Here is an 18,523-nt window from a genome sequence, read left to right as displayed (position 1 = left end):
TCAGCCTTTGCTTAGGGACAAAGGCCGAAACTCTCCTCACACGACGTAACTCGTAAGAAACCTAGAAGGACAGGACAGATATTACGGTGACAGTGCACTTAACTGTCGTTGTGACTATTGTTCGATCCGTGAAGAGGGTGGCGGATCGATTGAGTGCACTGTCACGTAATCCAATTGTCAGACTGGCGAATCCTTGCCGCGTTTGCCCGACGGCGTAAGCCGGACTTCGCAAAGCTGACGAGCGACTGAACAGAAACGCGCGCGGAGTGTCATGCGCCAATCAAGATCCTGGGCCCCGCGCGTACAGGCCAAGAGCCAGCAGGGAAAACGCGCTCATCACGACGCCGAGCGCCAACATTGCTTCATGTGACACTGTGGCAGCAAGCCATACGCCGATCGCGGCGATCATCATCTGCAAGAAACCCAGCAGCGCCGAGGCGGCGCCGGCCTTCTCCCCGAATGGAGAAAGCGCCCGCGCAGTGGCCAGTGGAATGACAACACCCATGCCGAGAAGAAAAACGCACATCGCGCCCAGAAACGGCAGGAAAGTCGGGCTGATCATCGAGATGAGCAGGATCGCAAGGCTGCTGGCGGCCGTCGCGCACAAACCTGCCCGGATCGGGCCATCGAGCCCGTAGCGTGGTGCCAATCTTGTTGCAAGCATACTCGCGGCGGATACGATGAAGACGGTTCCGGCGAAGAAGAGGCCGAGCTGGATCGGCGTGAAGTGCAGCGCTTCGATGAATAGGCGCGGTGCAGCGGAAAACATTGAGAACATGCCCCCTATGATGAGGCTCGAGGTGGTCGCGGGGATAGCGAAGCGACGGTCGCCAATCAAGCCGGCATAGGTCCTGCCGATGGCAACTGGGTTGAGCGGCGTGCGGATCGAATTGTGGGTTTCGCCGAGAACGATGCCGTAGGCAACGGCGCTGACGGCAGCAAAGGCCGCGACCAGCGCGAATTCGGCGCGCCAGCCCAGGCTGTGGTCGAGGGCGCCGCCAAGCAGCGGCGAGAACCCGGCAGCAGCGGTCATCACGATCATGATGAGCGCCATCGCGCGTGCCAGCGCTGCGCCGCTGAACATGTCGCGGGCGATGGCGCGAGACAGCACTGCCGTCGCGCAAGCACCTGTTGCCTGCACGACGCGGCCGACAAGGAGATTAGGCAGGTCGGTTGCCAGACCGCACCAGACGCTGCCCGCGAAGAACACGGCAAATCCGATCAGGACCGGCCAACGTCTTCCGTAGCGATCCGAAAGCGGTCCGACCAGGAGCTGGCCCAATCCGAACACCGCAAGAAAGACGGTGATGGCGGACGTGACCGCCGCACTCGTGACATTCAATGAGATCGCAATGTGCGGCAGAGACGGCAGCAAGATGTTGGTCGCCAGCGTTCCCATCGCGAGCAGAACGGAAAGGACCGCGATCGGCAGGGTGTTGGAGGTGGGAATGTCCCGCGGCGCGGGATTGATCAGGTCAGCCATGGGATCCTTCGCGTGTTAGGTTGATAGGTAGATTAAGGCGACGATGATTACGGTGACAGTGCACTTAACTGTCGTTGTGACTATCGTTCGACCCGTGAAGAGGGTGGCGTAGCGATTGAGTGCACTGTCACCGTAATCACGTAATCGTCGCAATCGTCAGCTTGCCGGATTGCGCGCCGTGATGATCCACGTCGCTCTGTCGATCATCACCGATCGCTCGCCGGGGAGGTCCGCGAAGGCGGCACGAACCGCGGCCGATGCGCGGGCCCGGATGTCGTCGGGGTGATCAGCGAGCGCGCGCGACAGCGGGCCGACCTCGAACGTCATCTTCACCGCGTCGTCGATCGCCGCGTCCCGCGTCGCGCCCTCGCCAAACGGGATGGAAGCATCGAAAGGCGCGAGAGCGATATCGGTGAAGCCGGCCGCCGTCAGGATCCGATCCACCCGCCCCGGGTCGCCGAACGAGAATGGGCCGGGCGCTTCGGGATCGGGCGGCGCCGTCGGCGGGACGATGCCTTTGATCACGTCCATCGGCAGGCGCACCCAATCGTTCTCGGCCATGCCGCGCCAGCAGACGAAAGCGACCCGGCCGCCCGGCTTGAGCGCGCGGCGCATATGCGCGAACGCCCCTGTCGGATCGTTGAAGAACATCACTCCGAAACGCGAGAACAGGATGTCGAACGCGCCCCCGGGCAGCTCGGCGCTGCTGGCGTCGGCCACCCGGAACTGGACCGGCGTATCCTGTGGCGCAAGCGCGCGCGCTCGGCCGATCAGCGGTTCAGATATGTCCACGCCCAGCACATGGCCCCCCGCGCCGACGCGGGCGGCCAGAGCCAGACTCGACGCGCCCGCGCCGCAGCCGACGTCCAGCACGCGCTCGCCCGTCGCGGGTGCGGCGGCTTCGATCGCGGCCTGACCGAACACCGCCACCCTGGCATCGAGCCGGGCCTGGTGGGCGACCCAGCGCTCCCCGCTTTGGCCCTTCCAGTCGGCGACCTGATGGGCATCGCGCTGTGCCATGACATATCCTTTTTCTGATGGCGGCATCACACGGATGATCCGCGTTAGCTCACGATTGGTCCAGCCGCAGCTTCATCCAAACCGGCACGAGCTTGGATTGCGAGGCTTCGTTCTGCAGCCTGCGAGTCGAAGTATTCCTCAATCGAATAAACCTTGCCCCATCGCAACTTGAAGACGTGGACGCCCCTGTTCACATACGAGCTTTGGCCGTCAAGTAGCCTCGCGTTGGCCCGCCACTTGACGAACACTGTGGTATTCCATGGCCAACCCGTCACCTCGACCTGCTCAATATCTATGTGAAGCTTCGGGAAAACACGGCCCATGCGCTCGAACCATTGCTTCACCGATTGCTTTCCATGTCGCTCACCCCCCAACGCATGATCTCCGGCAACCCAGTGATACGCGTTTGGTGTTAGGCCCTTTGCAGCATCATCCCAACGCTGGTTGTTGACATGATCGAAGCTCCTGCGGATCTCTTTTTTGACAATTAGACTGTAGACCATTGATGCCCCCTGTTGTTGGATAGCCGACGGCTCTGCAAGACGGATGGATACTTTCCAGATACTGAAAGCTGCTCCGGATAACGACGGCGATCTGTTGGGAAAGCTGGCTGACGGAACGCAGACGGCAGCGGCGCAATAGTCAGAGCCATCGGCGAACCTCGGCCTTGTAGCGGCGGTAGTCGTCGCCGAACTTCGCTTCGAGATAGCGCTCCTCGCGGGCGATCACCTGCGTCTGGATCACGATCAGCACCAACGGGAGCAAGGCGAAGGCGATCGGCCCGTCGAAGCCGATCGCAAGGCCGGCATAGATAAGCGCCATGCCAAGATACATGGGATTGCGGGTCCACCGATAAGGACCGGTCGTTGCGATGAGGGTCGTTGGCTGCGACGGCGGAATGTTGGTGCCGAGCCGCCGGAACAGCCCCGCCGCCGCAAGCATCATCGCCGCGCCGGCAACGAAGAGCAGCGCGCCCGTCGCAACCAGCAACCACCAGTGGATGCCGAACGAGCGCAGAATGACGAACTGCTCCGCCGCCAGCCCCAACAGCAGCGCTCCCAGATAGACGAAGGGCGGAGGGAAGCGCACACCCGCGCTGTTCGGTTCGACGGCCATGCTCATCCTGCATCTGTGCTCTCAAACCACCATCGACTGCTGGGCGAAGATACCCGCCATCGCGCCGTGCGATGATGCCAGGGTGACCGATGGCGGCGTGATGGGGTTGGCGAGGTCGCCGGCGGCGTAGATGCCGGGCATGCTGGTTTCGCGGCGCTCGTCGACCTTGAGGATGATGCCGAGGGGTGTTTTAACCGTGGCGAGGCTCAGTGATTCATGCAGGCTTGCGGACGGCTTGTTGCGCGGATGCGCGAACAGGATGTCGACCGCGACATCGGGGCCGGTATCGAGCTTGACGGTGGCGTTATGGGCCCCGCGTTGGGCGATCCCGGTGATCCGGCCGTCGACGACGGGTACGTTGCGGCGCGCCAGATCGGCCCGGATATCGGGCGGAATATCGTGACCATCGGCGAAGAGCGTCAACGTGTCGGTCCAATCGCGGAACAGCCTGACCTGATTGTGCGACTGCGGGCCGGACCAGACGAGGCCCCAATGCTGGCCGGCGACTTCAAAGCCGTCGCAATAGGGGCAAGGCACGATGGACGTGCCCCAGCCTTCGGCAAAACCCGGAACGTCAGGCATCTGGTCAACGATGCCATAGCTCAGGATCAGACGGCGCGCCCCAAAGCTTTCGCCATCGGAAGTGAGGACGGAGAAATTGTCGATAGCGCCGGAGATGCTGTCGGCCCGGGCATTGACCAGCCTGACCGTGGGATAACGCGCCAGCTGCTGCCGCGCCTCGGCCAGGATGTCCAGCGGTGGCTTGTGATCGTGGCCGAGCAGGCCATGCGAGTGGCCGGCGAAGCGGTTGCGCGGCAGGCCGGTATCGAGAACGGTGACCTTGCGGCGGGCACGGCCGAGCTGCAGGGCGCCGGCGAGACCGGCAAAGCTGCCGCCGATGATGATGACGTCATTCATGGTGGTGGGCTCCGTGTTGTGGATGGAGGGGGTTGGGTCGGACTTGGCGGTGGCCTGGGCGCGCGGGATGCCGAGGGTGGAAAGCGCGGCCAGTTTCAGCAGGGTCCGTCGTTGCATGGAATCCCTCGTGCTTTAGGTCGGCGCAATATCGTCAGACGATACGCGCTTGAGACGGGCAGCGAGCAGGGCTTCGGCATCGACGAGAAAGTCGCCCATCACTATTTTGGCCGCCCGGACAGTGCCGCATTCGATATTGCCGGGCGGCCCAGTGAAACTTGATTTGGAGGACAGGTTGTCTACCCATTGACTTGCACATTTCAGATACTTCATGGTATCGTAATGCAAGAATTAGGATACTGTCAAGGACTGGAATTGTCGTGACCGAAAATAGCCAGCGCCGGCGCGGCCGGCCCGCCAACGAGGCGCTTGGCCAAACGATAATCGATGCCGCGAGCGAACTCTTTGTGGAATTGGGTTTTCAAGCGACGACATTGGACAAGGTCGCCCAGCGGGCGAAGATATCCAAGCTCAGCATCTATCGGCACTTCGAGAACAAGGAGGCGCTGTTCAGCGCGGCCATCGCGGCCGGCTGCCATCAGTTTGCACAGGCCCTTTTTGAAGGCGTCGACGGTTCAGCTGAAGATCAGCTCATGGCGGTGGGATCATCCCTGCTTCGCACGCTGTTGAGGCCGGACGTCCGAAATGTCGAAGCCATGATCATGGCCGACAACACGAATCAAAAGTCGTTAAGCAAGCTCCATTACGAAGCCCGCCCCGCCCATGTCATCGCCCAAATCGAGGCCCTGTTGCGTCAGTTGCACGCGAAGGCGCTTCTGAACGTGCCCGATCCTCTCCGGTCCGCCCGCTTGTTTGCCGCGCTTTTCAAAGGATCCGATCTCCTGATGATCGCACGCTTCGATCAGGCGAGAGCAGAGGACGAAATCGAATCCTATTGCCGGTCGGCCGTCGCCATGTTCATCGCCGCGCACGGTAGCAACGACCACGCGGGAGGACATTTGCCTGCCCCAAGGTCAAAAAATTGAATCGTGCGTGACCGATGTTGTCAAAATAACCGAGGCCGGTTTGAAGGCAGACTGGATTTGGGGAATGCGCTGCCGAGGGTTCGCCGCTTCCGCTTGAGCGGCAAGAAGCCGGCGAAAGAGCCGGCCGTGAAGAAGCGGTCCGACGCGACGTGCGGCGCGCATTTCGGAAAGGTGAACATCGCGGTGATGGAGAGAACCTGACGTTGCCAATCCCGCTACTACGATGCGCTCGAAGTCCAGCGCAAGGCGCACCGTTTGAGCGAGGACGGCCATGTATTCCCTCTCGCGAAATCTGTCCTCCGAACCTACGGTCAAACCCACGGCTTGCGCAAAGACCACGAGCAAAAATGTGGATGTGGCCACATCCGCTTTGTCGCGCGACCTATTGTTTTTGCTGTCGCTTCGGACGACCGGATCCTGAGGGACACTGCCATGGCGGAGGAAGCCTCCCCCTAACCCACGGGGAAAAAACTACAGCTTTCGCGGAGAATTAGCGCAACATCGCAGGGTTCTTCGGTGATTTCGCGGTGGATTCGAACGATCGGATACTGGAAAGAACTGTAGCGTAGAAATGGCGGAGAGAGAGTCAGTCAATCCCCATTGATCTCCAAGCTGTTTTTCATCTCGGCAGGTGGGCGCCTACGGTCCTCGCTACCATTAATTGGCTCGTCCGTGCGCCCGTTGCGCCTCGCATCCCTGGAGGGAAAGAAACGGTAGATGTTGGCCGGACTCATGCCGAGTTGAGCGGCGATGTCGGCCACCGAGGTCCTATGGTAACCCACGCGGCGAAACTGCTTCTCCGCTGCTTCCAGTATCCTCGCGCGGGCCTCGTCGGAATCCTCTCCCGTTCGGACCGGACGGTTCATCGATTGGACGGAGCCTTATTCGGCAGCCAATGCTGGTCGTAATTCCCGTTCCTCCGTCGAGTTCTGATGGACCTGATCTGCAGTGGGCTTGATCCGAAACCACGCAGCATAAAGTGCGGGAAGGAACAGCAGAATCAGGACCGTCCCGACCGCCGTGCCGCCGATCAACGTGTAGGCCATCGATCCCCAGAACACGGAATGCGTGAGGGGGATGAAGGCCAGCACAGCTGCGAGCGCGGTCAGAATCACCGGCCGCGTGCGTTGCACCGTGGCCTCGATGACGGCGTGATAGTCATCGAGGCCGGCAGCACGGTTCTCCTTGATTTGTTCGGTCAGGATCAGCGTATTCCGCATCAGGATGCCCGCCAGTCCTATCAGGCCCAAAATGGCATTGAATCCGAAGGGCTGGTTGAAGGCGAGCAGCACCGGCACGACGCCGACGAGGCCCAGCGGTCCCGTCAGCACGACCATGGCCATCGTCGAGAACGATCGCACCTGCAGCATGATGACGATCAGCATGGCGGCGATCATGGCGGGAAAGATCGTCGCCAATGCGTCATTGGCCTTGGTTGCCTCCTCGATCGATCCACCCAGTTCGATACGATAGCCGGCCGGAAGCGAAGCGATCAGCGGCTGAAGGGCGGTCTTGATCTCCTTGGAGACCTCCGGAGGTTGGGTCGCCTCATTGATGTCAGAGCGAATCGTGACGAGGGGTGTGCGATCGCGGCGCTTCATGATCGGCTCTTCAAATCGGATTTCCGAATGGCCGACCTGGTCGAGCGGGATCTGGCGACCGTCCCTGCTCATCAGTGAGAAGTCCGCCAGACGCGTCGGATCCAGCCGCTCGCCGCCGGCGCTGCGTGCCACGATGGGGACATTGCGAATGTCCTCGCGGACCTGCGTGACCGTGACGCCAGTGAGCAGGAACTGGAGTTGCCGGCCCACCTCGGCTGGCGAAAGGCCGATGAGGTTCAGTCGATCTTGATCCGGGATGAAGCGGAGCACGGGCGTGCGATTGCCCCAATCGCGGTTCGCTTGCCGCACATCGGGTACGCCGCGCATGACAGCGAGGGCCTTTTGAGAGATGGCGTACAATTGCGCGGGATCAGGCCCCATCACCCGAAACTCCACCGGGAACGGCGTATAGGGTCCGAACACGAGCTGGGTGACGCGCACATTGGCCTCAAGTGCAAGGCCCTGTGACACCGCCTCTCGGAGCCGTTGCTTCAAGGCCTCGCGCGCCTCCGCATCCGGTGTAAGTACGACGACCTTGGCGAAGGCCGGGTCAGGCAGCTCCGGCGCCATCGCGAAGAAGAATCGGGGAGCGCCCTGACCGACATAGCTCGTGACGATCTTGGCCTCCGACTGGTCGTGCAGCCAGCGTTCGAGCTTCTCGACTGTAGCGGTCGTCGTCTCGATGCTGGTGCCTTCCGGCAGGCGAACCTCCACCAGCACTTCGGGGCGGTCGGACGTCGGGAAGAACTGCTGCTCGACGGCGCCCATGCCCACGACGGAAACCGCGAAAGCGATGGCGACGATGCCGCTGGTTACGAACTTGTGGCGCACGGCGAAGGTGATGAGCCCTCTCAGGCGCCGATAGTTCGGTGTGCCGTAAATCGCGTGGTGACCGCCTTCGATCGGCTTGATAGCGGGCAGCATCTTGACGCCGAGATAGGGCGTGAAGATCACCGCGACGATCCAGGAGACGATGAGGGCGAATCCCACGACCCAGAAGATGTTGCCGGCGTATTCGCCGGCCGTCGAGCGGGCAAAGCCCACCGGCAGGAACCCGGCGACCGTCACGAGTGTCCCGGACAGCATGGGTGCCGCAGTGTGGCTCCACGCATAAGCCGCCGCCGATAGGCGATCCATGCCCTCTTCCATTTTCACCACCATCACCTCGATGGCGATGATGGCATCGTCGACGAGAAGACCAAGCGCCAGGATGAGGGCGCCGAGCGTGATACGATCGAAGAACCGGCCGGTCTCCAGCATGATGAGGAACACGACGGCGAGCGTCAGAGGGACGGCGGCCGCGACAACGATGCCGACGCGCCAGCCGAGGCTGAGCAGGCTCACCAGCAGCACGACGCCGAGCGCCATCGCGAACTTCATCATGAATTCGTCAACCGCCGAGGTGATGTTGACGGCCTGGTCGCTGACCTTGGCCAGCGTCATCCCGAGCGGCAGCGTGCGAGAGATAGCTGCGGACCTCGCTTCCAGCGCCTTGCCGAGCGCGAGGCCATCCCAGCCCTCTTGCATAACCGCAGCCAGCATGACGGCGGGCTCGCCCTGGTGTCGGATGAGGTAGGTAGGAGGATCCTCGTAACCGCGGCGGACTTCGGCGATGTCGGAGAGTTTCAGCGTCCGACCGGCAGCGACGATCGGCGTGTCGGCGATCGCCTGAACGCTGTCATAAGCGCCATCGACCCGGATGAAGACCTGCGGTCCCTTGGTGTCGATCGAGCCCGCCGGTGTGACCGTGTTCTGCCGCTGCAGGGCGGCAACAATATCCGGTGCCGATACGCCGAGGGTTGTCAGTTTGGCATAGGAAAACTCGATGAATATCTGTTCGGGACGTTCACCGAGGATGTTGATCTTCTTGACGCCGGGCACGTGCAGGAGATCCTGCCGAATGGTCTCGGCTTGCCTGGCGAGTTCGCGCATCGGCATGGCCTTCGCCTTGAGGGCATAAAGGGCGAAGCTCACGTCGGAATATTCGTCGTTGACGAAGGGGCCGAGCACGCCAGAGGGCAGCTTGCGCGCTTCATCTCCCAGCTTCTTGCGGGCCTGGTAGAACTCCTCCTGCACGCTCGATGGCGGCGTGCTGTCCTTGAGCGTAACCGTCATGTACGCATAACCGGGCCGCGTGGTCGTCTCCACCCGGTCGTACCAGGTCAGTTCCTGAAGCCGCTTCTCCAGGGGCTCGGCGACCTGGTCCTGCATCTCGCGTGCCGTCGCGCCCGGCCAAACGGTGGTGACCGTCAGGGTCTTGATGGTAAAGGAGGGGTCCTCCGCCCGCCCAAGCATGAGGAAGGCATAGGCGCCCGCGGCGGCCAGCAGGATGATGAAGAACAGGGTGACGGCTCGTTCGCGAACGGCGATCGCGGAAAGATTGAAGCTCATCAGTTGCTCCTGTTTTCGTACGCAGTCCTGACGCGAGCGCCCTCCTGCAGGAGATGAGCGCCGAGAGAAACAACCCGATCATCAGAGCTCAATCCGGAGATCACGGCGGATTCGCTGGTCAGGCGTGTGAGCTTGACGGGCCGGAAGTGTACGGTCGAGGCAGCGCTGTCGAAGACCCAAACGCCGGTCGTTCGTCCGTCGTCGAGCACAGCCCCTAGCGGCACCTGGACTTCCGGCTGCGTCTCCTTGCTCGCAAGCCGAATGGTGACGGTCGCTCCAAGCGGGGCCGCGGCGGCCTCACCGTCGAGCACATAGCGGGCCTCATAGGTGCGGGTCTGGGCATCGGCGGAATCCGACAACTGCCGGAGATGTGCCGTGTAGCGGCGGCCATCGCTCCCATACATGCTGGCTTCGGCCACCGAGCCGATCGCCGGACGGATGGTTTCGGGAAGCGCGACCACCGCTTCGCGGGGGCCGGCCTGGGCAAGCCGAACGACGGTCTGGCCGGCGGAGACTACTTGTCCCGGCTCACCAAGCGTTTGGGTGACCGTTCCGTCGGCGTCCGCCATCAGGACGGAATAGGTCGCCTGATTCTCGGCGACCCGAGCTTCGGCTTCAGCCGCGGCGAGTTGCGCATTGGCTGTATCCGACGCGGCCTTCGCCTGCTCGTAGCGCTGCTTGGAAGTCCATCCGTCGTTCACGAGGTTTGCGTATCGCCGCTCATCGGCGTCGGTCTGAACGACAGACGCACGCGCGACGGCGACGGCGTTGCGCTTCGCCGTAAGCGCAAGGCGGAGGTCGGTTTCGTCGATCCGCATCAGCGGCTGACCGGCTTTTACCTGCTCGCCGACGTTCACAAGCCGCTCAACGATCTTGCCGGCGACGCGAAAACCCAGATTGCTTTCCACCCTCGCGCCTATGGTCCCGGTGAAACCGCGTTCGGATCCGCTCACCCGCGCGGCCGTTACCAGGCTGACCATCGGCGGTTCCTGCCTCGGGTCGCGCGCCGCGGAAGCTTCGTGGGCGGGAATGACAAGAGTAGCGATGACGGCTGCTCCGGACGCGGCGATCGCGATACCTGCCAAGACCAAAAGTCTGCTCTTTTTCATTGCCATCTCCCAGCCGCTTAGAGTTCGATCGAACTCTAATAGGCCATTTAGAGCTCGATCGCAATCTAAATTGGGGCGCTGACGGGAATGTGATCTGGGAAAGCCGGTCTTTTCTACCCGGAAACGTCGGATTCAGCGCCGCGCCGCTTGTTAGATTGCGTTCGCACTCTATCTGAGTTATAGAGTTCGACCGAAATCCAAATGGAGGTCCAAGATGCGGGTGAGTCGCATTCAAGCCGCGGAGAACCGCCAAGCCGTGATCAATGTGGCGAGCCGCCTCTTCAGGGAGCGCGGTTTTGATGGCATCGGCCTCAAGGATCTGATGGAGGGGGCCGGGCTAACCCAAGGCGCCTTCTACAAGCAGTTCAGCTCAAAAGAGGATTTGGCGGTAGAGGCGTCCAGGCGGGCATTGGAGAGCGCGTCCGGCCGATGGTCGGACGCGGCCGCGGCAAATCCTGATGATCCACTTGGCGCGGTGATCGCGTTTTACCTCAGCGGCGACCATCGCGGAGAAAAGATGGACGGCTGCCCCATCGTGGCGCTCGGTTCAGATGCCGCCCGACAGGGCCCCGACGTGAAGGCGGAATTCGAAGCGGGAATCAAGGCGCACCTCGACGTGCTCGGCCGCTTCCTCGCAGGAACCGGCGACGAGGCCTCCCGCGGCAAGGCCATGGCCATTCTCGCGACGATGGTCGGCGCGGTGACGCTATCGCGCGTCGTCAACGACCCCGATCTGGCTCAAGCGCTTTTGGATGCCGCGGCCGAACAGGTTCGCGACGCCGCTTCCGCTTGAAAGCGCGCCCTTCAAAGCACGGAGAGATCGAATGCTCAGCATGACTGAAGCCAAGCCAAGTTTGCTGAAGATATCGGATACGCTAAGCGTACGCTTTCAAAAGACCGGCAGCGGGCCTCCGCTGCTCCTCATACATACGATCCGGACGCAGCTCGAATATTTCCGCAGTCTTGCGCCCCTACTCGCCAGATCGCACACGGTGTACGCCATTGACCTCCCGGGCCACGGCCACTCACCAATAGATCCGAGCGCGAGCTTCGACGAACCCGACTTCAGGCAGGCCGTCATTCGCTTCATCGAGGAACTAGACCTCTCGGCACTCACGGTCGTCGGCGAGTCGATCGGCGGCGCATTGGCCCTCACGGTGGCGGCGTCGCTTCCGCAGCGGATGAAGCGTGTCTTTGCGATCAACCCATACGACTACGAGACCCGCTATGGTGACGGTATTCGACGGGGCAACTGGTTCGCAAATTTCATCATCGGAAGTTTGCAGATCCCGGTGCTTGGCGCGATCAATGCTTCGCTCGAAAACAGGATGATCCTCGGCAAGATCATGGGCGGCGGATATCACGACCCCCGCAAACTACCGGCCGATCTGCTCGCTGAGTTCGATGAAGTAGCCCACCGCCCGGGATACAAGCGGATCGCACGCAAGGTGCTGGCAGGCTGGCGATCCTGGAGCAAAGCACGGGATTACTATCGGCAGATCTCGGCGCCAGTGACGCTCATTTATGGCGATAGCGACTGGTCTCGAACAGATGAGCGCGAACGCACGCGGTCGCTGATCCCTGCCGCGCAGATGGTGACGCTGGAAAATACCGGCCACTTCTCAGCTGTCGAGAATCCGTCGGAGCTGGCTCGCGTGATACTGGCGACGGAATGACCTCAATGATCAAACACAGGAGTGCGCGGCTATTTCAGGCACTTTTGGCAGAGCTGGCGGAGCCTAGCCCCTCGAAGGTCATATGATCATGCGTCGCATCGTCGTTACGGGAGTGGGATTGGTATCACCGCTGGGCTGTGGCAGTGAGCTAGCATGGTCGCGGTTGCTCTCGGCTCGCTCGGGACTCGCCACGCTCCCTGAATGGGCGGCCGTCCTTCCCGCACGAGTCGCTGGAATCGTTCCGACGAAGACCGACGACCCAGATGGAGGCTTCGATCCGGACATGGTCGTTCCTCCCAAGGATCAGCGGAGGATGGATCGCTTCATCCTGTTCGCCCTCGCCGCCGCGTCCGAGGCCATTGCACAGGCAGCCTGGATTCCTTCAGACGCGCATTCCATGGAGCGCACCGCAACCGTGATCGCATCGGGCATCGGAGGCTTCCCGGCAATCGTCGAGGCGGTTCGCACCACCGATCAGCGCGGCGTGAGGCGCCTCTCGCCCTTCACCGTTCCGTCCTTCCTCGCAAATCTCGCGGCCGGTCATATCTCGATCCGCTATGGCTTCAAGGGGCCGGTCGGTACACCAGTCACAGCCTGCGCCGCAAGCGTGCAAGCGATCGGCGATGCCGCACGCCTCATCCGGGCCGGAGAAGCCGACGTTTCGGTTTGCGGCGGCTCGGAAGCCTGCATCGATCTCGTGAGCCTCGGCGGCTTCGCCGCTGCCCGCGCCCTTTCGACAAGCTTCAACGAAACGCCAGCGCGTGCTTCCCGCCCGTTCGATCGCGACCGCGATGGCTTCGTCATGGGCGAAGGTGCCGGTATCCTCGTCATTGAAGAATTGGAGCATGCGATCCGCCGCGGCGCCAAACCGCTCGCCGAAATCGTCGGCTATGGCACGACGGCCGATGCCTACCACATCACGTCAGGACCCGAAGACGGCGACGGCGCGCGCCGTGCCATGGAAGGGGCGTTGCGGCAGGCTAGCCTCAGGCCCGGTGATATCCAGCACCTCAACGCCCATTCCACCTCGACGCCGGTTGGCGACGTTTCCGAACTGGAAGCGATCAAAGCCGTGTTCGGCCGCGACGGAAAAATTGCCGTGAGCGCCACCAAATCGGCAACGGGTCATCTGCTCGGCGCAGCCGGCGGAGCCGAAGCAATCTTCACGATCCTCGCGCTGCGGGACCAAGTGGCGCCGCCCACTCTCAATCTCGACAATGCGGACACGGCGGCCGAGGGCGTCGACATCGTGGCCCGCGAGGCAAGGCGCATGCCGATGGAGCATGCGATTTCCAACGGATTCGGCTTCGGGGGTGTCAACGCGAGCGTCATCTTTCGACGTTGGCAATGAGGGGGTCACTCAACTCGCGTGGGAACGATCCAGGAGATGGCCGACACGGCCTCATAGGCGCTCGACGGCGCCGGTTAGGATCGTAGAAGATCGTAGGTTGGCGCACAAAATCGTGCAAATGGCGGAGAGAGTGGGATTCGAACCCACGGTACGGTTTCCCGCACACACGCTTTCCAAGCGTGCGCCTTAAGCCACTCGGCCATCTCTCCGGAGGCCCTCTCTTGAAGGGGCAGCACTGATTTTGCAAGGGACGCCGGGCGCGGCCGCCAAAATTTCCCCAATTCGTTGAATTTATTTGGCAATTTTGATCGCCCGGCCCCAGATAATTGGCGCTTTGTCGGCCCTTGAACCGGAATACCGCCACGATCGGCGACGATAAGCGGCAACCTCATCGGTGGAGGACGGAATAATGATCGCGCGGACGCTCTTGCTCTCGATTCTGATTTCGGCGTTTGCGGGGGCCGCCGCCAGCCCGGCAATGGCGCAGGCCTGCACCAAGCAGGGCGTGGATGTGAGCTGTGACGACGGCCGGCGCGGAATCTTTGCAGGTGACTCCATCGTCTGGGCCGATGGCTCGCGATCGAGGCTGGCCTCGCCGCACCCGAGCGTCATCATCGGCAACAAGTCATCGGTCGTGATCGGCCCCGGCGTGTTCGCCGGTAACGGCAAGGGCGGTTACGTGCCGATGGAAAATCCGAGCGCGCCGAACAAGGCGCGTTGCCCGGTGCTGGATGGCGTGTCGTACTGCTATTAGCGGATATTGCTAATGATACCGCGCGCCGCCATTGGTGGCGGAGCGAACCGGCCATAGCGCGGGCTCGGTCACCACAGGCGCCAGTTCTTCCCTGTCGAGCTGGCATTCGCGCAGCGCATCGGTGAAATCAGCGAACCATTGCTGGATCGTGTGGCCGCGCAGCTTGGCCATCATCGCTTCCCAGCGCATCCGCCGCTCGGTCAGCGGCATCGACAGCGCGATCGCGATCGTGCGCGCCATGCTGTCGATATCGTGCGGATTGACCAGCAGCGCGGTGTCGAGTTCGTTGGCGGCGCCGGCGAATTTCGACAGCACGAGCACGCCGGGGTCGACCGGGTTTTGCGCGGCGACATATTCCTTGGCGACGAGATTCATGCCGTCCTGGAGCGGCGTCACCACGCCGACCTGCGCGGTGCGATAGAGTCCCGCAAGCACGGCCTGGCCGTAGCCCTTGTTGAGATAGCGGATCGGCGTCCAGTCGACCTCGCCATGCGTACCGTTGACGTCGCTGACTAACCTCGCGACCTCGCTCTGCAGATTGCCGTAGGCCTCGATCGCGCCGCGCGAGGGCGTCGCGATCTGCAGCAGCGACGCCGTGCGCGCCAGCGACGGATGCAGGGTCCACATCCGGTCGAAAGCCTTGATGCGGTTGATCAGACCCTTGGAATAATCCAGCCGGTCGACGCCGATCGCGAGCTTCTCGCCGTTCAAGCTGCGACGCAGCCGCGAGACATCAGGATGGGTCGACGCCTTCGCCGCCAACTGGGCGAACTGCCCGGGATCGATGCCGATCGGAAATACCGCGGCGCGCGTCCGGCCGTAGCGCGAAACGACGACGCCGCCATGCACGACGAGGCCGAGGTCGGACTGCGCGTAAGACAGGAAGTTCTCGCAATCCTCGTCGGTCTGGAAACCAATGAGATCATAGGCCAGCATCGCCTCGATCAGCTCGCGATGATGCGGCACGCCGCCGATCACCGAACGCGACGGCCACGGCGTGTGCAGGAAGAAGCCGATCGGCTCGGTGACGCCGAGATCGCGCAGTTCGGCGCCGAGCGCGAGGAAATGGTAGTCCTGAATCCAGAACGCGGAATCCGTCTTTCGGAATCGCAACAGCGCGCGCGCCATGAAGGCGTTCACTTCGCGATAGCTGAGGTAGTCCTCCTGCGTGGCGCGGATCAGATCGGCGCGCGAATGCAACGCCGGCCACAAAGCGGAATTCGCAAAGCCTTCGTAATAGCCGCCGTAATGCGCGGCCGGCAGGTCCAGCATCGCCAGCGCGCCGGCGCCAAGAGCCTCGACTTCTGCAAACGGTTCCTTCTGGTTCCCGTCGCGGACCCGTCCGCTGGAACCGACCCAGATCGCGCCCGACTTCTCGACGATCGGCAATAGCGCCGCCGCGAGTCCCCCCGTCATGGGTTCGTTGGGTTTTCCGCGCGAAACGCGGTTTGAGACGACGACGAGGTTCACCAAGTCCCCTCCTGTTGGTTCGCTCGCGTTAACAACCGTTCATCAATATGGTTCCTGATCACCCTTTCAACGAATTGAAACCAAATTCGGGCTAGCGCGTGCAGGAACTCACCGGAACTCACGAAAAATAAAATTTACCGCGAACCTCGGCATCAAGCGCGAGAATCTATGTTCGAAAGCCGACGAGACGAAAAACATTATGGCAGCGATGCGTCCCTTTCGTCATCAAGCAGGTGTGTAAGGAATTCCCTGACATCGCTGGGAGCATCGAAGTGTCCGGCGACGCCCTTGGCGCGGCGGCCGACGGAGAAGGCGAGACCATCGAGATCAGGCATGATTGCAAAGACGGTCTCGTCGGTGACGTCGTCGCCGATGAAGAACGGCCGGCGGCCCTTGAAAGGTTCGCGCGTCATCAGTTCGTGCACACCGGTCGCCTTGGTGAATCCGGAATGCTTGATCTCGCAGACGCATTTGCCCGGCAGCACCTCGATCGGCGCGTTGGGAAGATCGGCCCTGATCAGCGACACCGCGGCATAGATCGCCTTCTCGGCGTGCGGCGCGAGGCGATAATGCAGCGCCAGCGAATAGCCCTTGTCTTCCAGCAATATTCCCGGGCTGAGCTTTGCGATCGCGGCCAGTCGGCGCTTCAATTCCTTGTCCATCGGCGGCGCATGGGCATCCACTGACTCGCTATCCGGCTCGATCCGCATCTCGGCGCCATGACCGCCGACGGCCGGGAATTGATCAGGCGCGAAGATCAGGTCGATGTCGTTGAGCGAGCGTCCGCTGACCAGCGCCAGCGCGCCGTTGGTTCGCACCAGCAGGCGATTCAAGGTCTTCACCAGGCCCGGCGGCACCCAGACTTCGCGCGGCGTCGGCATCAGATCGAGCAGCGTGCCGTCTACGTCGAGCAGGATCGCGGTTTCGCTCAAATGCGGCACCAGCGAACTCGGCACCGGAACGGTTTCCGGCGCAGCGTCGTCTTCACGGACGATATCTTCTTCCAATGGCATTTCCAAGAGATCCTCGTTCATCTCATCCTACTCCACAAATGCGAGCGGCCGTGCGACAGATTCGAGCGACTTGCGCTCGGCCGCAACGGCATACCGCCACGCGACGGCAGCGGCCACGATCATCAATGCCGCCCCGAACAGGTAACCTACGAAAACGCTGTTGCGCGATCCGGTATCGATCAGGGCGCCGAACAGGGCCGGTCCCGCCACGCCGCCAATGCCCGTTCCGATCGCGTAAAACAGAGCAATTGCAAGGGCGCGCACCTCCAGCGGAAACGTCTCGCTGACGGTGAGATAGGCCGCACTTGCCGCCGGCGAGGCAAAGAAGAAGATCACCATCCAGGCGATGGTCTGGGTCTGCGCCGTCAGAACGCCGATCGAGAACAGATAGCCCGACAGCGCGAGCAAAATGCCCGAGACGCCATAGGTCACCGTGATCATCATGCGCCGGCCCAGCGTGTCGAACAGGCGGCCGAGCAACAGCGGTCCCAGGAAATTACCTGCCGCGAAGGGCAGGATGTACCAGCCGACATCATTTGCCGGGATGCCGAAGAAATCGGTCAGTATCAGCGCGAAGGTAAAGAAGATGGCGTTGTAGAAAAACGCCTGCGAGACCATCAGCACCAGCCCGACCAGCGAACGCTGCCGGTAAGTCGTGAACAGCGTTCGCGCCACTTCTCCAAGCGGGGTGTGGGTGCGCATCTTCAACCTGACCTTCGGGAACACCTCATCGGCCGGATGATCCGAATGTCTCGTAGCTGCCCTCTCGATATCGTCGACGATCGCGTGCGCCTCTTCGGGCCGGCCATGGATCATCAGCCAGCGCGGGCTTTCCGGAATCCACATCCGCATCACGAAGACGATCAGGCCGAGCGCGGCGCCGATCAAATAGGCCATCCGCCAGCCGAGATCCGGAGCGAGCACCTTGGGATCGAGCAGCACGATGGCGGCGACCGCGCCAATCGCAGCCCCGATCCAGAAGCTGCCGTTGATCACGAGGTCGGTCCAGCCGCGATAGCGCGCCGGCACCAGTTCCTGGATCGTCGAATTGATCGCGGTGTATTCGCCACCGATCCCCGCCCCGGTCAGGAAGCGAAACAGCGCATAGCTCGCCAAATTCCACGACAGCGCGGTGGCTGCGGTCGCGGTGAGATAGAGCGCGAGCGTAATGAAAAACAGTTTCTTGCGTCCGATCCGGTCCGTCAGCCAGCCGAAACCGAGAGCGCCCAGCACGGCGCCCGCGAGGTAGGCGCTGTTGGCGAGGCCAACATCGAAGTTCGAAAATTGCAGCGTCGGGCTTTCCTTCAGCGCGCCCGACAGCGCGCCCGCAAGCGTGACTTCCAGCCCGTCCAGTATCCAGGTGACGCCGAGCGCAGTCACCACGCGGGTATGAAAGCCGCCCCAGCGCAGGCTATCGAGCCGCGCAGGGATGCTGGTCTCGATGACGCCGTCGTTATCGTGCTTGGCCGTTGCGGAAATGGTGGCACTCTCACCCATTGCCGCACCGTGCCGTATTGCTTTCGGAACCATCCGATTGGACCAATGAAAAAACACCCCGGAACGCCCCAGCCCCAGGGT

At 62.3% G+C, this 18,523-nt stretch carries 17 protein-coding genes, 1 tRNA gene and 1 pseudogene; 5 read left to right on the top strand and 14 right to left on the bottom strand.

Annotated elements, in window-relative coordinates; translation table 11 throughout:
* Positions 1–280: 280 nt before the first annotated feature.
* From IVB22_RS15210 to IVB22_RS15185, 6 genes are all read right to left on the bottom strand, one after another.
* Positions 281–1,483 carry a multidrug effflux MFS transporter gene (locus tag IVB22_RS15210; protein ID WP_247518135.1) on the bottom strand — a complete coding sequence of 401 codons (1,203 nt, stop codon included), beginning with the start codon at positions 1,481–1,483 and terminating at the stop codon, positions 281–283.
* A gap of 156 nt (positions 1,484–1,639) precedes the next feature.
* Positions 1,640–2,503 carry a class I SAM-dependent methyltransferase gene (locus IVB22_RS15205; protein ID WP_247518134.1) on the bottom strand — a complete coding sequence of 288 codons (864 nt, stop codon included), beginning with the start codon at positions 2,501–2,503 and terminating at the stop codon, positions 1,640–1,642.
* A 44-nt stretch (positions 2,504–2,547) separates the two neighbouring features.
* Positions 2,548–3,006 (bottom strand): nuclear transport factor 2 family protein, encoded by a 459-nt coding sequence (locus IVB22_RS15200; RefSeq protein ID WP_135170401.1) that lies wholly within the window; start codon positions 3,004–3,006, stop codon positions 2,548–2,550.
* 139 nt (positions 3,007–3,145) lie between these two features.
* Positions 3,146–3,619, bottom strand: a complete 474-nt coding sequence (locus IVB22_RS15195; protein ID WP_247518133.1) for an isoprenylcysteine carboxylmethyltransferase family protein — start codon at positions 3,617–3,619, stop codon at positions 3,146–3,148.
* Positions 3,620–3,640: 21 nt separating this feature from the next.
* The gene (locus IVB22_RS15190) at positions 3,641–4,537 is read right to left on the bottom strand and encodes an NAD(P)/FAD-dependent oxidoreductase (protein ID WP_247518321.1); all 897 of its coding nucleotides are present in this window, start codon (positions 4,535–4,537) and stop codon (positions 3,641–3,643) included.
* Positions 4,538–4,669: 132 nt separating this feature from the next.
* The gene (locus tag IVB22_RS15185) at positions 4,670–4,867 is read right to left on the bottom strand and encodes a hypothetical protein (protein ID WP_247307396.1); all 198 of its coding nucleotides are present in this window, start codon (positions 4,865–4,867) and stop codon (positions 4,670–4,672) included.
* A 47-nt stretch (positions 4,868–4,914) separates the two neighbouring features.
* Between IVB22_RS15185 and IVB22_RS15180 the strand changes: the two genes are divergently transcribed.
* Positions 4,915–5,580 (top strand): TetR/AcrR family transcriptional regulator, encoded by a 666-nt coding sequence (locus tag IVB22_RS15180; RefSeq protein ID WP_247307393.1) that lies wholly within the window; start codon positions 4,915–4,917, stop codon positions 5,578–5,580.
* Here the strand turns inward: IVB22_RS15180 and IVB22_RS15175 are convergent.
* The 4 genes and pseudogenes from IVB22_RS15175 to IVB22_RS15160 all read right to left on the bottom strand — a co-directional run bounded on the left by IVB22_RS15175 (position 5,569) and on the right by IVB22_RS15160 (position 10,681).
* On the bottom strand, positions 5,569–5,853 hold the full coding sequence (locus tag IVB22_RS15175; protein WP_247307389.1) for a hypothetical protein: 285 nt from the start codon (positions 5,851–5,853) through the stop codon (positions 5,569–5,571). The two genes, IVB22_RS15180 and IVB22_RS15175, sit on opposite strands and share 12 nt — an antisense overlap.
* A 416-nt stretch (positions 5,854–6,269) precedes the next feature.
* Positions 6,270–6,446: pseudogene (locus tag IVB22_RS15170) on the bottom strand (helix-turn-helix domain-containing protein); the annotation flags it as partial.
* 15 nt (positions 6,447–6,461) lie between these two features.
* Positions 6,462–9,572, bottom strand: a complete 3,111-nt coding sequence (locus tag IVB22_RS15165; protein WP_247518132.1) for an efflux RND transporter permease subunit — start codon at positions 9,570–9,572, stop codon at positions 6,462–6,464.
* Positions 9,572–10,681 carry an efflux RND transporter periplasmic adaptor subunit gene (locus tag IVB22_RS15160; RefSeq protein ID WP_247518131.1) on the bottom strand — a complete coding sequence of 370 codons (1,110 nt, stop codon included), beginning with the start codon at positions 10,679–10,681 and terminating at the stop codon, positions 9,572–9,574. Before IVB22_RS15160 ends, IVB22_RS15165 begins: the two co-directional genes overlap by 1 nt.
* Before the next feature lie 214 nt (positions 10,682–10,895).
* Here IVB22_RS15160 and IVB22_RS15155 point away from each other — a divergent pair, with 214 nt between their 5' ends.
* The 3 genes from IVB22_RS15155 to fabF all read left to right on the top strand — a co-directional run bounded on the left by IVB22_RS15155 (position 10,896) and on the right by fabF (position 13,708).
* Positions 10,896–11,474 carry a TetR/AcrR family transcriptional regulator gene (locus tag IVB22_RS15155; protein ID WP_247307369.1) on the top strand — a complete coding sequence of 193 codons (579 nt, stop codon included), beginning with the start codon at positions 10,896–10,898 and terminating at the stop codon, positions 11,472–11,474.
* A 31-nt stretch (positions 11,475–11,505) separates the two neighbouring features.
* Entirely contained in the window at positions 11,506–12,357 is an 852-nt protein-coding gene (locus tag IVB22_RS15150) for an alpha/beta fold hydrolase (protein ID WP_247307367.1), read from the top strand.
* 88 nt (positions 12,358–12,445) lie between these two features.
* Entirely contained in the window at positions 12,446–13,708 is a 1,263-nt protein-coding gene (fabF, locus tag IVB22_RS15145) for a beta-ketoacyl-ACP synthase II (protein ID WP_247307411.1), read from the top strand.
* A gap of 119 nt (positions 13,709–13,827) precedes the next feature.
* Here the strand turns inward: fabF and IVB22_RS15140 are convergent.
* Positions 13,828–13,917: transfer RNA gene (locus tag IVB22_RS15140), tRNA-Ser, on the bottom strand.
* 197 nt (positions 13,918–14,114) lie between these two features.
* On the opposite strand from IVB22_RS15140, the gene IVB22_RS15135 reads away from it, so the two are divergent.
* Complete coding sequence (locus tag IVB22_RS15135) at positions 14,115–14,462, top strand: hypothetical protein (RefSeq protein ID WP_374207544.1); 348 nt, start codon at positions 14,115–14,117, stop codon at positions 14,460–14,462.
* A 9-nt stretch (positions 14,463–14,471) separates the two neighbouring features.
* Here IVB22_RS15135 and IVB22_RS15130 read toward each other — a convergent pair whose 3' ends face one another.
* The 3 genes from IVB22_RS15130 to IVB22_RS15120 all read right to left on the bottom strand — a co-directional run bounded on the left by IVB22_RS15130 (position 14,472) and on the right by IVB22_RS15120 (position 18,442).
* On the bottom strand, positions 14,472–15,932 hold the full coding sequence (locus IVB22_RS15130; protein WP_247518130.1) for a trehalose-6-phosphate synthase: 1,461 nt from the start codon (positions 15,930–15,932) through the stop codon (positions 14,472–14,474).
* 197 nt (positions 15,933–16,129) lie between these two features.
* Entirely contained in the window at positions 16,130–16,966 is an 837-nt protein-coding gene (gene otsB / locus IVB22_RS15125; protein WP_247518129.1) for a trehalose-phosphatase, read from the bottom strand.
* 6 nt (positions 16,967–16,972) lie between these two features.
* A complete protein-coding gene (locus tag IVB22_RS15120) occupies positions 16,973–18,442 on the bottom strand; it encodes an MFS transporter (protein ID WP_247518128.1) in 1,470 nt (489 codons plus the stop codon).
* Positions 18,443–18,523: the final 81 nt, after the last annotated feature.

Origin of the sequence: Bradyrhizobium sp. 190 (assembly GCF_023073415.1) — a bacterium.
Classification (GTDB): Bacteria; Pseudomonadota; Alphaproteobacteria; order Rhizobiales; family Xanthobacteraceae; genus Bradyrhizobium.
Note: the sequence above shows the minus strand (reverse complement) of the source record. Positions and strands in the feature narration are given on the sequence as shown.

What these genes read in the sequence shown, in the direction of transcription:
- IVB22_RS15210 (WP_247518135.1), bottom strand. Translation starts at nt 1,483, where the DNA reads ATGGCTGACCTGATCAATCCCGCGCCGCGGGACATTCCCACCTCCAAC.
- IVB22_RS15205 (WP_247518134.1), bottom strand. Translation starts at nt 2,503, where the DNA reads ATGGCACAGCGCGATGCCCATCAGGTCGCCGACTGGAAGGGCCAAAGC.
- IVB22_RS15200 (WP_135170401.1), bottom strand. Translation starts at nt 3,006, where the DNA reads ATGGTCTACAGTCTAATTGTCAAAAAAGAGATCCGCAGGAGCTTCGAT.
- IVB22_RS15195 (WP_247518133.1), bottom strand. Translation starts at nt 3,619, where the DNA reads ATGGCCGTCGAACCGAACAGCGCGGGTGTGCGCTTCCCTCCGCCCTTC.
- IVB22_RS15190 (WP_247518321.1), bottom strand. Translation starts at nt 4,537, where the DNA reads ATGAATGACGTCATCATCATCGGCGGCAGCTTTGCCGGTCTCGCCGGC.
- IVB22_RS15185 (WP_247307396.1), bottom strand. Translation starts at nt 4,867, where the DNA reads ATGAAGTATCTGAAATGTGCAAGTCAATGGGTAGACAACCTGTCCTCC.
- IVB22_RS15175 (WP_247307389.1), bottom strand. Translation starts at nt 5,853, where the DNA reads ATGGCCGTCCTCGCTCAAACGGTGCGCCTTGCGCTGGACTTCGAGCGC.
- IVB22_RS15165 (WP_247518132.1), bottom strand. Translation starts at nt 9,572, where the DNA reads ATGAGCTTCAATCTTTCCGCGATCGCCGTTCGCGAACGAGCCGTCACC.
- IVB22_RS15160 (WP_247518131.1), bottom strand. Translation starts at nt 10,681, where the DNA reads ATGAAAAAGAGCAGACTTTTGGTCTTGGCAGGTATCGCGATCGCCGCG.
- IVB22_RS15155 (WP_247307369.1), top strand. Translation starts at nt 10,896, where the DNA reads ATGCGGGTGAGTCGCATTCAAGCCGCGGAGAACCGCCAAGCCGTGATC.
- IVB22_RS15150 (WP_247307367.1), top strand. Translation starts at nt 11,506, where the DNA reads ATGCTCAGCATGACTGAAGCCAAGCCAAGTTTGCTGAAGATATCGGAT.
- fabF (WP_247307411.1), top strand. Translation starts at nt 12,446, where the DNA reads ATGCGTCGCATCGTCGTTACGGGAGTGGGATTGGTATCACCGCTGGGC.
- otsB (WP_247518129.1), bottom strand. Translation starts at nt 16,966, where the DNA reads ATGAACGAGGATCTCTTGGAAATGCCATTGGAAGAAGATATCGTCCGT.
- IVB22_RS15120 (WP_247518128.1), bottom strand. Translation starts at nt 18,442, where the DNA reads ATGGGTGAGAGTGCCACCATTTCCGCAACGGCCAAGCACGATAACGAC.